At 39.5% G+C, this 13441-nt stretch carries 15 protein-coding genes and 1 pseudogene; 6 read left to right on the forward strand and 10 right to left on the reverse strand.

Features of this window, described 5'->3' with window-relative positions; translation table 11 throughout:
* A pseudogene (locus tag FJR38_RS27330) lies at positions 1 to 1004 on the forward strand (hypothetical protein); the annotation flags it as partial.
* Between the two features lie 244 nt (positions 1005 to 1248).
* Positions 1249 to 1521, forward strand: coding sequence for a hypothetical protein (locus FJR38_RS27335; protein WP_168540746.1), 273 nt, complete (start codon positions 1249 to 1251; stop codon positions 1519 to 1521).
* Positions 1522 to 2121: 600 nt separating this feature from the next.
* On the opposite strand, the gene FJR38_RS28935 is transcribed toward FJR38_RS27335, so the two are convergent.
* The 10 genes from FJR38_RS28935 to FJR38_RS27380 all read right to left on the reverse strand — a co-directional run bounded on the left by FJR38_RS28935 (position 2122) and on the right by FJR38_RS27380 (position 9508).
* Positions 2122 to 2244 (reverse strand): hypothetical protein, encoded by a 123-nt coding sequence (locus tag FJR38_RS28935; RefSeq protein ID WP_371418308.1) that lies wholly within the window; start codon positions 2242 to 2244, stop codon positions 2122 to 2124.
* A 68-nt stretch (positions 2245 to 2312) separates the two neighbouring features.
* Positions 2313 to 3434 (reverse strand): ParB/RepB/Spo0J family partition protein, encoded by a 1122-nt coding sequence (locus tag FJR38_RS27340; protein ID WP_168540748.1) that lies wholly within the window; start codon positions 3432 to 3434, stop codon positions 2313 to 2315.
* Between the two features lie 201 nt (positions 3435 to 3635).
* Positions 3636 to 4424, reverse strand: coding sequence for a ParA family protein (locus FJR38_RS27345; protein ID WP_168540750.1), 789 nt, complete (start codon positions 4422 to 4424; stop codon positions 3636 to 3638).
* A 143-nt stretch (positions 4425 to 4567) separates the two neighbouring features.
* A complete protein-coding gene (locus FJR38_RS27350) occupies positions 4568 to 6154 on the reverse strand; it encodes an ATP-binding protein (RefSeq protein ID WP_168540752.1) in 1587 nt (528 codons plus the stop codon).
* A 62-nt stretch (positions 6155 to 6216) separates the two neighbouring features.
* Positions 6217 to 6669 (reverse strand): HNH endonuclease, encoded by a 453-nt coding sequence (locus FJR38_RS27355; protein ID WP_168540754.1) that lies wholly within the window; start codon positions 6667 to 6669, stop codon positions 6217 to 6219.
* On the reverse strand, positions 6666 to 7022 hold the full coding sequence (locus FJR38_RS27360) for a hypothetical protein (protein ID WP_168540756.1): 357 nt from the start codon (positions 7020 to 7022) through the stop codon (positions 6666 to 6668). The genes FJR38_RS27355 and FJR38_RS27360 overlap by 4 nt, the downstream gene beginning before the upstream one ends.
* A 26-nt stretch (positions 7023 to 7048) precedes the next feature.
* Complete coding sequence (locus tag FJR38_RS27365; RefSeq protein WP_168540758.1) at positions 7049 to 7345, reverse strand: nucleotidyltransferase family protein; 297 nt, start codon at positions 7343 to 7345, stop codon at positions 7049 to 7051.
* 69 nt (positions 7346 to 7414) lie between these two features.
* Entirely contained in the window at positions 7415 to 7627 is a 213-nt protein-coding gene (locus FJR38_RS27370) for a hypothetical protein (RefSeq protein WP_168540760.1), read from the reverse strand.
* 35 nt (positions 7628 to 7662) lie between these two features.
* Positions 7663 to 8145 carry a hypothetical protein gene (locus FJR38_RS27375; protein ID WP_168540762.1) on the reverse strand — a complete coding sequence of 161 codons (483 nt, stop codon included), beginning with the start codon at positions 8143 to 8145 and terminating at the stop codon, positions 7663 to 7665.
* Positions 8138 to 9508, reverse strand: coding sequence for an AAA family ATPase (locus FJR38_RS27380; protein WP_217360074.1), 1371 nt, complete (start codon positions 9506 to 9508; stop codon positions 8138 to 8140). The genes FJR38_RS27375 and FJR38_RS27380 overlap by 8 nt, the downstream gene beginning before the upstream one ends.
* 518 nt (positions 9509 to 10026) lie before the next feature.
* Between FJR38_RS27380 and FJR38_RS27385 the strand changes: the two genes are divergently transcribed.
* From FJR38_RS27385 to FJR38_RS27400, 4 genes are all read left to right on the forward strand, one after another.
* Positions 10027 to 10659 (forward strand): primosomal protein, encoded by a 633-nt coding sequence (locus FJR38_RS27385; protein ID WP_168540744.1) that lies wholly within the window; start codon positions 10027 to 10029, stop codon positions 10657 to 10659.
* Between the two features lie 482 nt (positions 10660 to 11141).
* The gene (locus FJR38_RS27390; protein WP_168540764.1) at positions 11142 to 11567 is read left to right on the forward strand and encodes a hypothetical protein; all 426 of its coding nucleotides are present in this window, start codon (positions 11142 to 11144) and stop codon (positions 11565 to 11567) included.
* Between the two features lie 190 nt (positions 11568 to 11757).
* Complete coding sequence (locus FJR38_RS27395) at positions 11758 to 12147, forward strand: hypothetical protein (RefSeq protein ID WP_168540766.1); 390 nt, start codon at positions 11758 to 11760, stop codon at positions 12145 to 12147.
* A gap of 487 nt (positions 12148 to 12634) precedes the next feature.
* Positions 12635 to 13441, forward strand: an 807-nt coding sequence (locus FJR38_RS27400; protein WP_168540770.1) for a site-2 protease family protein, incomplete at its 3' end; no start/stop codon positions are given.

Raw genomic sequence — 13441 nt, forward strand, 5'->3', positions numbered from 1 at the left:
GAGAGATTATTGAACAACAGGAGAAAAAGGAAAAGCTAGAAGTTCAGGATTGTGATCTCGAAGTTCAAGTTTGTCAGCAGGAATCAAATCAACAGGAATTAAACCAATCAGAAGTAATTCAGTCTCCAGAAAATCTTGAATTCATAAATTCTCTTAATAGTTCTGAAACCGATTTAACTCAATTCAATAATCAATTAGAGTCAACAGTTAAACCGATTGTTTTGCATTTAAATCAAGTTTCTATTCATCAGGATTTCTTATCTTCTTCGATTGGCAGCGACTCGCCAAAAAGCGATAAAGAAAACTTATCAATGGCGGACACCCGACTGGGTGTAGTTGAACTGGGTGTAGTTGTTTCTAGAGCAGAAGAGACAGCAGAACATTCACTCCACACCGCTAATAATGGGCAGGAAATTGCTTTAACTGGTGATTTGATAGAATCCGCTGTTTTACCAGAAACACTAGCCCCAAATGGCAATAACGGGGGGCAAATAGATTCTGTTGAGGATGGTACACCAGCTATGGTAACACCAGAACCTGCACAGGAAGTTGCTAACAACGGGTTACCGAGCGCGTTTGTTGGGAATGGGACACAGCTAGATCCAGTTTCAGGAGAACCACTGCTTCAAGGTGGTAATAATGGGTGGATAAGTGGCTCTGTTGATAATTTGATACCGGATACTGAAATACCAAAACCTGTACTCCGAGGTGTTAATTATGGGCAAGAAAATACCTCTGTTGATGATTCTACTGCTGATGAGGACTTAAGAATCGAGGAACTCAAGCGGGTAACAAAACTGAAATTAATGGCAGTAAGTCATGCCAGAAAAAAGGTGCGGGAATACTGCCTGATTTCAGGGCGACTCATTGGTGGTCAAGAGCGCCAACACCTGGAGAAGACGTTCAAGATGCAATTTTACCTAGATTCGGGTCACGAATTGCTAGTAGCAGAAGCTACTGCATGGGCAGAGGATAATCCTGGGTGTTTGCCGTTTAGGTATTGAGCGGAGATTCTGCATAGGCTTGGAGTTGAAAATATGACTTTTCTATACCAGATTCTCAATAGCAGAAATCAGCACACAATAATTAACATTACTCAGAGAAAGATACAATTGTAAGTATGAGCTTGTGCTTTGTTGTACGGATTTAAGCTAAAGCATTTATTTTTGACAAAATTTATATAATACAGGATATACTTAGGAATAGACAAGTCCTGTCAAATACAAAACTATTATCAAAAAACCGTGTATGTCAAATAAAATAGGTCTTACCAACGATGAAATTAATAGAGCGATAGAATTACTAAAAAAGGCTGGACATCCTGGTTTATCCAGCAGCATAGCAGGAAATTTTCAAACACAATTATACAGTGATGTTTTAAAAGCAGAAGAAAAAATGCTTGAGGAAATAGGTAATATTTATAAAAAATGGGAAGAATACGCAGAATGGAGAAGAGAAGATTTAAAAGAGGATAAAGAAATAGCTAAAAGAGTACGAGCGAGTATGGGACTTGAGGACTAATATCACTATATTTGCTTTTTGCCTACCCAAGAATATTGTAAAAAACTGTTGGGTAGAATGCTTGTGTTTTCGTATCTAACCCATTAACGCCCGTTGAATCAATTGGGTGTGATAGAGCTAAGAGTTTACTTGGGTAAATAAAACTCTTAGTTGCTAAACTGACAACTAAGAGTAAGAATAAAATTTAATTAAACTTACTTGAACTTACGTAGTAGTGGTTGACTCCCAAGATTGAGATTTATATCAACAGTCCTTGATACCGTATCAAGATGACTGGTTTCAACTACACGGACATGAAAATTCAAGCAAGTAAAACAAGTAATAGTGGAAGTAAGAATAAGAGAAGTACGTTTAGTTAGTTTAGGTGCTTTCATTTGATTTCACATTTATTTTTGTATATATTTGTGCAAATGTAGCTCTAAACCCAACTTTGTACATTCTCTTCAACCTTCCAAATATAGAATATCACAAAAAAAAGATTTAATACGGAGTTTTTCCGTATTTGGGTGAGTAATTGGGGGAAAGTAGCGGAAGCTGTCACCAGCCGCCATGCGAAGGCTCAAACCATTATGAAGACTGGATTCCATCAAAATTTTTGACTTAGGAAGCAACATCAAGTTCTAATCGCTCATTCATATCCAACCGAAAAGTTTCGTAAGGATTAACGTGTGACCAAAATAACGGTGTTAACCCGCGAAAATCCTCCTTGATCATTCGCTTCATCTAAGTAGACTCTACTAAAACCTTTTGAATCATTAAAGTGTTAACATATACCAAGCAGGGATCTCGGCTCAATCCCCAATTAATTTACCAATCTCATCTAACTTCTGTGCCAAGATTTCTTGTAAAGATTGCAGTTGTTCACGACTAGCATTAGCTAAAGTCGTCTCAGATAACCCACTACTAATTTTTTGAAGAACTGCTTTGATTTCTTTCGATTCTGATGGCTCTGGTGTTAAATATCTAGCCTTAATGCCTTTAATTAAATCCCGTGTCTCAGGAACAGTTAAATTTTCCTTCAATACCTGCTCTGTGGCTTTGATTCGTTCTTTAGCTGCTTCTTGTTCTGAAATTTTCAGAGTTTTTGCTGACAATGTTGCTAATGCTAAAGCGTGTGCGCCTTTCAATCCTTTTTCACGAATGGCTTTTTTTAAATCTTCTGGCAAAGATAACATTGGTAAAAGATTGGATTTAACAGAAGCAGGATTTAAGCCAAACTCCAAAAACACTAAAAATAAAGCTTGCTCTTCATTAATAATTTCCAGTGCTTCTAAACCCTTTTGTTGCTCTTCACTATTAGCAACTAATAATTTTGTCAATTCCTTAATTTGATTATTACGTTCAATCCGCTTGAGTACAGTTGCCAGACTTGTCGTAACTTCATCCAATTCTAATCCAGTGGATTTAGTAATCTCTTTAAATATGGCTTCTGCCTTATCTAGTGGATTTAAATCTTCAAACCCCAGAAAAGTCAATAACGATGATTGGTCTAAATCATCTGGTGGTGGGACGATTAATGCCCGAATAGTCTCCCACCCTAAGACCTGCGCTCCTGACCACCGTAACTGCCCGTCCAAAAGTAGATAACGACCGTGATTGTGCGGAACTAAAATTACTGGTGTAATCTGCCCATGTTTTTTTAGTAATCTGGCTTTGGACTGAATGGATTCTTGGGTAATTGTTTGTCTTGGTTGATTAGGATTAGGATCTATGAGATGGATATTAACGGCAATGTCACCTACTTGGGTTTGTAGTTGTTCCCGCAGTTTGCTAATTTCCGTTTCTAATTCTGGTGATTGCAATGCTCGTAGTTTTTCTACTTCAGCTTGCAAATCCGTAATTTTCTGTTCTTGATCTGTTTTCTGGACTGCCCCTTTAAATTTATCACCTATTTGCGGTAATCCTTTTGCCATCTAAACCTCCTGATAGAATAACTCGGTAAGCGTAAAACTCAGTCCTTCGACAAGCTCAGGAACCATCCCTTTAGGGCTGAGATATAAGTGACACTATGGCTTACGCCACGCTATCGGCAAGTCTTACAGTGAGCTTGTCGAAGGGTCGAACTGCTCAGTGACGGTACTTCTGCTATAGGTGTAGCCTTAGCGAAGAAAGTGTCAATATTTTTCCTGAATTAAGGCAATGACATCATCAACAACTAATTTAAAATCTTTACAAGCTGGATGCTTGGGACGATACTTGTGCAATGGTAAACCATAGGCACTAGCATTTTTAAATTCGTTAGAACTCCGAATTTTGGGATATAACTTGATTCCTAATCTCTCCGCAATTGCTGGTAACTGTGCTAGATATTGTCTGTGCATAGCTACTACGCCGTTATACATACTGGGAACAAACCCTAAAATTGGTGGTCGGGGTTCAAGTTGTAACTCGTCACTGGTGGAAATACACCATTCTACTAACTCTGCTGAACCAGAAATAGCTTTCATTTCTAATTGGACTGGAACTAATACATGAGTAGCCGCAGCTAAAGCATTGACATTTAGCATCCCTAATGTTGCTGGACAGTCCAAGATAATTAAGTTATGAGGTAATGGATATTTATTGAGTTTGTCCGCTAAACTGTATTCTCCCCGTTTTCTGATGACCAGTTCATTAGCCATTTCTGCTAATAAGGGATGTCCTTGGCACACTTCAACTTTAGAATCCCAAACTGGTGCTAATGACCAATCACCTTTAAAATCTTTAGAAAATAATTCTACTGTTGTTAAATTTGCTTCGGCTGGCGATAAACCACAAAATACATCTAATGAACGTTGGGGGTCTAAATCTAGCATAGCTACTCTATAACCCCGCTTACTGACTTCATAGGCAAGATGTGTACTAATAGTAGACTTACCTACTCCACCAGCGTTAGCCAGAAGTGCAATAACTATCTGTTTCATAAAATTTTTACTCGCGCTTGCTTTTAATATATCAATTTTTTGTCGTATTTTAAAATTCGACAACTGTAAGAAGATAGAGAATTTTCATAAATGTCGTATTTCAAAATACGACATTAGGCATAATTTTCAAGACTACATTCAGGTTACTCAAATAATTCCTGATGCTGATAAGCAAACGGTGAAATATCCTGACTCGATACAGGTTGAGCATAAATAGCCTGATTGCGAATAGCTTGCATTTGTTCTGATTCTCGCTCCATTGCTGGGGTAAATTGCGATCGCTGTCTTAACAAATCCTCAAACTCAATTTGTCCTGCTCTACCTTGAGCAAAAGCGTTCTCAGCACAACGACGCACAGCATTACCGATTTCGGCTGGAGTGCAAATCCTATACTCAGCCAACAGCCTCCGCCATTGCTCATCACTCCAAGGTGAATCATTGCCTGAAAAAGCTGAAAAATACTTAGCTAAATGCAAATTGAAAACTTCGTATCTTGCCCCCTCATGGGGTAAATCTACAAAAAAGATATCATCAAAACGACGCACTAATTCCGCCGGTAGCATTTCTAGACGGTTGATAGTGGCAATCGTATAAACAGGTTCTTCGTGTTCCTGCATCCAAGTTAACAAACCCGCAGACAACCGCCGGGCTACACCTCCATCTGCATTCGAGTCCCAGCCGGCGAACCCCTTATCAAAGTCATCCCAGTAGAGAACACAGGGAGCAAGGGATGTTACCAAACCGATAAATTCCTTTAAAGCTCTGTCAGGATGAGGGCTACCCAATAGTACACCCCAATTAGCGGCTAACAGTGGCAAGCCCATTTTCTTGGCTGCTAACTTGGCAGATAAACTTTTACCTGTTCCTGGTGGTCCCCATAACAACATTCCTGTGGGAAACTGCAAATTATATGTTTGTGCTTCTGGTTGCAGCAAACAAGTAATAGTTTCTAACCTTGTTGCCAATAAATCTAACCCCGCAGATGAAGGGATATCCGGTTGAGCAATGTACTCTAAACCCCGTCCCTTTAATTTGTTAATTTTATGCTCAAGAACTAATTGGGCGATATCCTCAAGCTGCAAAGCAAAACCTAAACATTGTTTCAGTAGCAGATTTATCTCGCCTCTAGGTAAACCTTGACAGGCACGAATTAGCAATTGCAGTGCTTGGTTGGTTGAATTTGTTTTTGAGTAAGGATAGCCATTGGCTAAAGTCGAGTGCGAACAACAATCACAAAACTGCTGTACAATCAGTTCTACCTGCTGTTGGTTTGGCAATGGATTAGACAGTACAGGAATAAAGGGCTGTAATTCTAGAGGTAGTTGAACGTAAGTTTCTAGTAATACCCAATAATTATCTTGCTGACTCCACAAAGCTTGATGATAAGCATTCAGTAATTGATAGCTAAGTTTTTGACTAATTTGGCTACTTTCTTTTTCCTGTAGCACTCCCTCCAATAAATAAATACCTGGTTGATAGTCTGACAAAAGATACTGAATAATATTCTGGTTTTTACCCCTATCACTTGACTGTAAGATGTACTGACCTTGATGCTGAATTAATTGTTGTAGTTCGCAGTAACCGGGATTCCAGAGAAAGACTGACAAAGATTGCTCCTCACCCCAATGGTAAAACTGCTCTAAAATCTGCATTCTATCAGGGGTATGATATTCCACAGCCACAATTGCCGTATTTTGGTTAGCTAAAGCAGGCCAGTCTGTCAACTTCATGAGTTTGATTTGAATGACTTCCTTTCCCCTTGTAGAGCAAATTGATTACTAATGCCTTAGCCTTATGGACAATTATCAGTATCCAGCAGACTATGTTTTTTATTTGATTCCAATTGAGCAATTATCTTACGCACAGGCAGATACTCCACACGATTCACCCGCAATAACTTAACAGTCACCCGCCCAATTGGCGTTAAAGGCTGAATCATACCGCTTTCTACATCAAACAAAAAATGTTCACCCCAATTATCCTTTCTCGGATGATAAAGTCTCACCGTCTCACCAGATTCTGGGTCAATTGAAGCAATATCACTACCTTTAGCCTGATTACATAACGAACAGGACAGTGCCAAATTTTCTAACACCGTTGCACCATCATGTTTTTCTGCAATCACATGATCAATCTGATGAGTAGCCAAAACTAACATCTCTGGAATTAGACAATACTCACAACACCCCTGAGCGCGTTCAAATACAATTTGTCGAAAATTAGTAGGAATATAAGTTTTACTCATGCACTTTGTTGTAACTTGAGCAAAGCTTGAGCCTTAGCAAGACGTACCAAATGCTCAATAAACTCATAATGTTGCCACAGACACAGATCGCTTTCATCTAAACCTTGATGACGATTTTTGTCTAAAAGAGATTCAATTTCAGCCTGAACCATAGGAGAAAGACGGAGAGTTAAAATTTCTTGAGGAGACGGTAACTTTGCCAAAAACTCTAAAACTTCAGTTAATCCAGAAAAACCCGTCGCCGGATTAGCACTAATTTCTCGCAATCCTAAAGCCAAAATTTGGGGTAAATCTTCCTTGCGAGATTCTAAATTTCGCGCCATTTCATCAGGTATGTCTAAAGTAATTTGCATAATTTTTTGCTCTTCGGTAATATAAATTATATATAAATTGCCTCAGCTAAAACACGCTCACGAATCCGGGGTTTAAGCCCGTTCTTAGTAACAACATCCACCTGCAAGCCAAACAACTGACTTAAATAATCCCTAAGTTCCACTAACATTATAAAAGTAGGTGCTGTTTCATAATCAACCAAAATATCTATATCACTTGCTTCCGTTTCCTCTCCCCTAGCATAAGAACCAAAGATCCCAATTTCTGTAATTTGATAAATTTCACCGAGAGATTGCTTTTGTAGTGATAAAACTTCCCGAATTTCATGAATACTTTTTATCATATTTTATCGTCAGCCACAGTTAATTTAATCTTAACAAACACAATTATTTCCGCCTTGCTTGCAATTTTTTCATCCCTTCCAAGACTGCACCCGACTTTCTGCTTCCATCGGTAATACCTCCGCCCGTTGACGAATACGAGCAAGCACTTCATCCCGTTGCCCATAACGTTTTTGCAACAAATCGCGGACTTCTTGTTCCATCGAAATCCCCTTTTGTGCCGCCAAGCTTTTAATGCGCTCAAGCAACTCATCGGATATATTACGAATGGTAATTGTTGCCATACTGCCTCCTTTGCTAGTGCTAGTCTACTACTGGCTCATGTTGGCGTTTGATGATAGCTCTGTAAATCTCTGTCTAGCGACCAAATAAACACTTCACTCATGGGGAAAAGTTTACACGATTTATTAAATTCTGCAATGATGCTGAGATCCCCAAAGCTTGTTCCTTCTTGTTTATCAGGGGCTTTGTTTTTACCTGCCAGATCAGGAAATTGATCAATCCACAACATTATCTCTGTTGTGTTTGGGAATGTAGTAGTTCGCCAGGGAGCTACGCCTGTAAATGCTTCTTTAACTTCTTTAACAAAACGCAAGGCTGTTTTCCTCCGCATTGTGCCGTCGCCGTTTTGGGCAATATGGTTGCCTGTTTCGAGTATCGTCGCCATAGGCAACAGAAAAGTACAGCCAGATTGTGCATAGGTCTGAAAATCTTCGAGAACTGATGCTCTATGTTGATTATAGTTGGGAACGTTAAGTATTTCCAGGAATATACTGGTATCAATCAGACAAATACTACTCATTGTCGTACTCCTGCAAACGAGACAGCCATGCCAGAGCTTGCTGTTTTCTGTCTTCAAGTGTGTGCGGTGACTTAACGAACCTATCCACTACTCCAGCAGTTACCAGTTGTCCTAATGGTCCTTGCGATATGAGACTGGGGAAATCATACATATCCCCAAGCCTGATCAGGCGACTATTTCCTTGATTCCCTTCCTCTGGATCTCGGAAACAAAAGACTACATCGCCTAAAGCAGCATCGGGTAAAGCATCCATTAGGGCTGGGTTGTGTGTGGAAAGCAGCACTCGTAATTTACGCCGCTCGGCGATATCTCGGATGCTAGACAGTAGATGCTTGGCACGGTTGGGATGAACGCCGTTGTCAATTTCTTCGATAACTACCAAACTTCCTTCAGTTGCTGATAGCATAGCTGCTGCGATCGCTAACACCCGCAAAGTGCCATCTGATAACAATGCGGCTTCACAATAGCGATGTTTATTACCAAAGGTTTCCGCTAGTCGCACCATGACTTCATCTCGTGGACCAACAAGGAAATCTAGCCCATCTATAGCCTGTTCTGGTAAACTCTGGATAAAGTTGAGAATTGCCTGTTGATTTTCGGGTTGGTTCTCCCACAAGCGATAGAGAACGCTGGACAGATTAGTACCATCTTCTTGTAATCGCTTATCAGATTTGAAGCTGTACTCGCGCATTTTGGCGGGAACGGGATCTAAAAACAGGATATTCTGTAAGACTCGTTGATATTCGCGGACTGTCTCTGGAATTATCTTTTGGGAATTTTCATATTTGGCATCAAAACGGGCAGGACTGTCTAATTGCACAAAGATAGCCATTTGATCACTACACGTTATTCGTGGCTTGTTCTTTCCTTTGGTAAAATTGTTATACGCGACACCAACATCAGTATTTATCCCTTCAGAAGGCTGATTTAGCTCATATAGCGGGACTGGATTTGTCGAGTCAGCAATTCGTTCGCTACTGATATGCAGTTCTCCATCACGCACATTGAGGGTTATATTGAGTTCGTTCCACTCTGTTGAGTCTAAACGGCAACCGATAGTAAAACTTGATTCTCCCCGATGACACAAATCATTGACTCGACCGCGTACAACTCGCTCGGCGCTATTCACCGCATATTGAATGCTGGAGAGTTTTTGCCCTTGTGCCAGCCATGACAGAAAGCGCAAACCTTCCAGGGCGTTACTTTTACCTGCGGCATTAGCTCCTATGAGGACAGTCAAAGATCCTAGAGGCAATCGGCTCTTCGACAGGTGGGACAGTGAGCCTACCGAACTGTTCAGAGTTCCGCTTGTACTGTAACTTTTAAAGTTGGCGAGGGTAAATTCGGTTAGCATGGCACTCATCTTACAATTTTTCTCTAAATGCTCGATTTTATAGTGAAGCAAAGAGGAGATTACGCAAATATATTCGTCAGTATTCGCTCTTGTTGCTCCTGTTTAACTTTGTACTTTTTTACTGCTTTATTGAGTATGAATAAGCATATATAGCATTTCCTAGTCTAACGGAGTACAAATTTATCTGTGTTTATCTGCCCTCATCCTTTTCCATCTGCGGTTAATTCTTTTTGCTCATACCTCACTTAAATGGGAATTGCTATAGTAATTCTAAATAAAATGTGAATGCCTTTTGTTACCTGTTTTATCATTCAATATGGCTACGCCTCGCCAGCTATAATAACTCAAATCTGATTGCTATATCACCAGAATAATCTGCTTGTTTATTTGGATATTTGCAAGTGTAAATAGTTGTCACAGCAAAGATAGATTTGGAATCTCAATCATGAAATTGGAAGTAAATGGAGATGAAAGCCGCGATTGCGGCAAGGAGGTGAAAATTTCACTTTCTTAAAGGAGTTTGTTAAATGGCAATCGCCAAAACTCGTACTAACGGCAATACTCGCCATACAGCTAATGGTAAAGTATCAGAGAAAACAAATAACACAGCTACCGCAACTAAATCTAAGGCAGTAAAGGCTTCACCACAACAGGAAGCATTAGCCTTATTGAAGGAATTGCGGAATTTAATCTTCAAAGAATATGGGATTAAATTACAGTTACGAGACTCCAGAATTTCTACCAAAATCGGTCATGCAGCCCGTGAAAAACTCGGACTTGATATTGCTGCTCAAGTCAAAAAGAAAGGCGGTAATAAAAAGTTTGATTGGCAGAAATGGAACAGCAAATTATTTCCTAAATTGTTTGGACAACCAGATGCTCTCAAATATGCACCAGAAGTAGTTGCCATTTTCATGAGTATGCTGTACGACACAATCAGCAAAGATCCGGAGCAAGCAATAGCTGATTTAGTCGAATTCAACCGGGCATCACTAGAACGTCGCAACTCATTCCAAGAACAAGAAGAGGAAGAACTGGATGATTTAGATAACGAACTTGACGAGGACTTGGACGAAGATGAGGATGATGACGATGAACTCGATGAGGACTTGGATGAAGATGACGATTTAGATGAAGACGATGAGGACGATGACGAGTAATTGATTCTCAACAAGTGACAGAATTGTAACTATAAATAACCATGTATTGCTACCAACAATACAGGTTATTTTTTATTTAATTTGAACAAAATAATGCAGAAAAATCAGAATCATGACTTTTTAGAATACCTCAAAAAAACTTTTAAAGTTATCAATTGTCGTTGTCTAAGTGCGGAATTAATTAGAAACTAAAAACATTTGATTTCATGTAATTAAAAGCACAAAAATTTATCCTATAACCCATAGCTTGTATGAATAAATAGGAGTCATCAGCCAAGTTATGCTAACAGGAATGCCTATAAGCTATAGCTTGTATGACGAAGTAGAAATCATCTGTCAAGTGATGCTCACAGGAATGCCTATAAAAAACTAAATTTAGTAAAACAAAGTTTGGAAAGAATCAACGAATTGAAATTTCAGCGAATTGCATCTTTCGATGCGGTTTCTATGAGAAAAACAGAAAATATCAAGGAGTAATTCTCATGCTGAAGACTCGCAAAGCCACTAAAACAACCTCTAAACCTAAAAAACACATTCCAGCTTTAGAGCGAGTAATTACTTATCAGGAAAAAGTCCACTTGATGGTAATTGAAGTATTACGGGAAGAATCGGGGAGAGAATTAGCAGCTACTGCCCGATTTAATGAACAAGAGTTTGATTGGGAAAAACATAACACACAGTTTCGTAACGATTATCTGAACACACCATTGAAAGAATTGGTGAATTATGCCCGCAAACTTTACGGCTTGAATAATCTGGATGAAATTCGAGATAGACGTGCTGCTCATAAAGCTGCTCGCTCTAAACGCATGGAGGGACTTAATGGTTTAAGTAATAACTCAGATGACTGGATAGATGACGATTTTGAACAGGATGAAGATGACGAAGATTTAGAGGTTGAAGATTAATTATTATGCCCCGATTCAAATAATTCGGGGCATTTTATTGGAGAGCGTAGCTAATACAATCAACAGAATTGAAGACAATAATTGCAACTGAATTTCAGCAATCAAAAAGTGAATCTTAATTCAGAAGGCATCTGTCGATGCTATCTATGTGAGATCCAAGTAAGTAATTCGTTAATCAAAGGACAATACGATGAAACGTAATCAGCAACAAACTAAAGTTTTAGAAAAAGCGATGGAATATCAAGGTAAGGAAAATCCAATTAAACGGAAACGTAATCAACAAGAAACCAAAGCTTTGGAAAAAGTTATGGGATATCAAGATAAAGTACGATTAATGGTACTCGAAGTTTTACGAGAGGAAACTGGACGAGAACTTGCTGCTAAAGCCCGGTTTAATCAAGAAGAATTTGATTGGAACGAACACAACACAGAGTTTCGCCAGGACTATGCTGATACTCCCGTCAATGAACTGTTAGCTTACGCTAAACGTTTCTATGGATTAAAGGATTTGGACGCAGTACGCGAACGACGCAAGGCTCACAAACAACAACGTGCAGCTAGATTTGCTGAAGCATCTTAAGTATCTATTAGTGAAAACAGCAACCCCACTTGAATGTGGGGTTGCTTTTTGCCCACCCACCCTTACCTTTCAAGAAACACATTTTATAATCCTTACACAGCAAGGCTTTACGAGAATAAATAAAAATGTGTATCTTTCATTTGTTGCGATCGCGTAAACCTTGCCTGTGGCTCATATCTGGTACTTCACCGTATAAGCCCAGGTAATGTAAAAAGATGCGCGATAATACTACCTTGCTTTTCTTGGATTTTATCGCTAAATCAAGGGCTAGAGATTACTAGTGAGTATTAAAAATACATCAAATTGTATTGGTAGAAGATGTTAGTCACCGTAAAAACTGTATTTTCAAGGCTAAATTCGCATAACCACACCTGAACGGACGGACACCACTACCATTACAAAAATTAAATTTACTTAATATTTCGTTACGATAAGGGCATTGAGAGAAACAACAAACTTCTCAATGCCCATGTCACAGGTAAACGCCATGAATAGCACAATTCGGGTTGGCAACCTTTTTGGAATACCTTTTTATATACATCCGTCCTGGTTTTTAGTTCTAGGTTTGGTAACTTGGAGCTATAGCAGTGGACTAGCGGCACAATTTCCCCAATTAGGTGGGGGATTGCCTTTGGTACTAGGATTGATGACGGCACTGTTGTTATTTGGCTCAGTTGTCGCCCATGAATTAGGACACAGCTTTGTCGCTATTCGACAAGGAATTGATGTTAAATCAATTACACTATTTATATTTGGTGGACTGGCAAGCTTAGAAAAAGAATCGCCAACTCCAGGAGCAGCTTTTTGGGTAGCTATTGCAGGTCCCATAGTTAGTTTGATGCTATTCGCTACAGCGACCGCAGTTGGTTTTGCGACTGCTGCATCTGGACCGTTGGCTGCTATCCTTGGTCTACTGGCTTCTGTTAATTTGACATTAGCTCTGTTTAACCTCATTCCTGGCTTACCTTTGGACGGGGGTAATATACTTAAAGCAATAGTTTGGAAAATCACTGGTAAATCCTATAAAGGAGTGGTTGTTGCCAGCCGAATTGGTCAAATCTTTGGTTGGTTAGCGATCGCCTCTGGTTTAATTCCTCTACTATTATTGGGCAGCTTTGCTAACTTATGGAACTTATTAATCGGCTTCTTTTTGCTACAAAATGCTGGTAATGCTGCCCAATTTGCGAGAGTGCAAGAAAAACTCACAGGTTTAACAGCAGCGGATGCTGTAACTAACGATAGCCCCATTGTCAAAGCGAATTTGAGTTTAAGAGACTTTGCTGATCAACGGCTC

The organism is Anabaena sp. UHCC 0253 (assembly GCF_009712085.1).
Lineage (GTDB): Bacteria > Cyanobacteriota > Cyanobacteriia > Cyanobacteriales > Nostocaceae > Dolichospermum.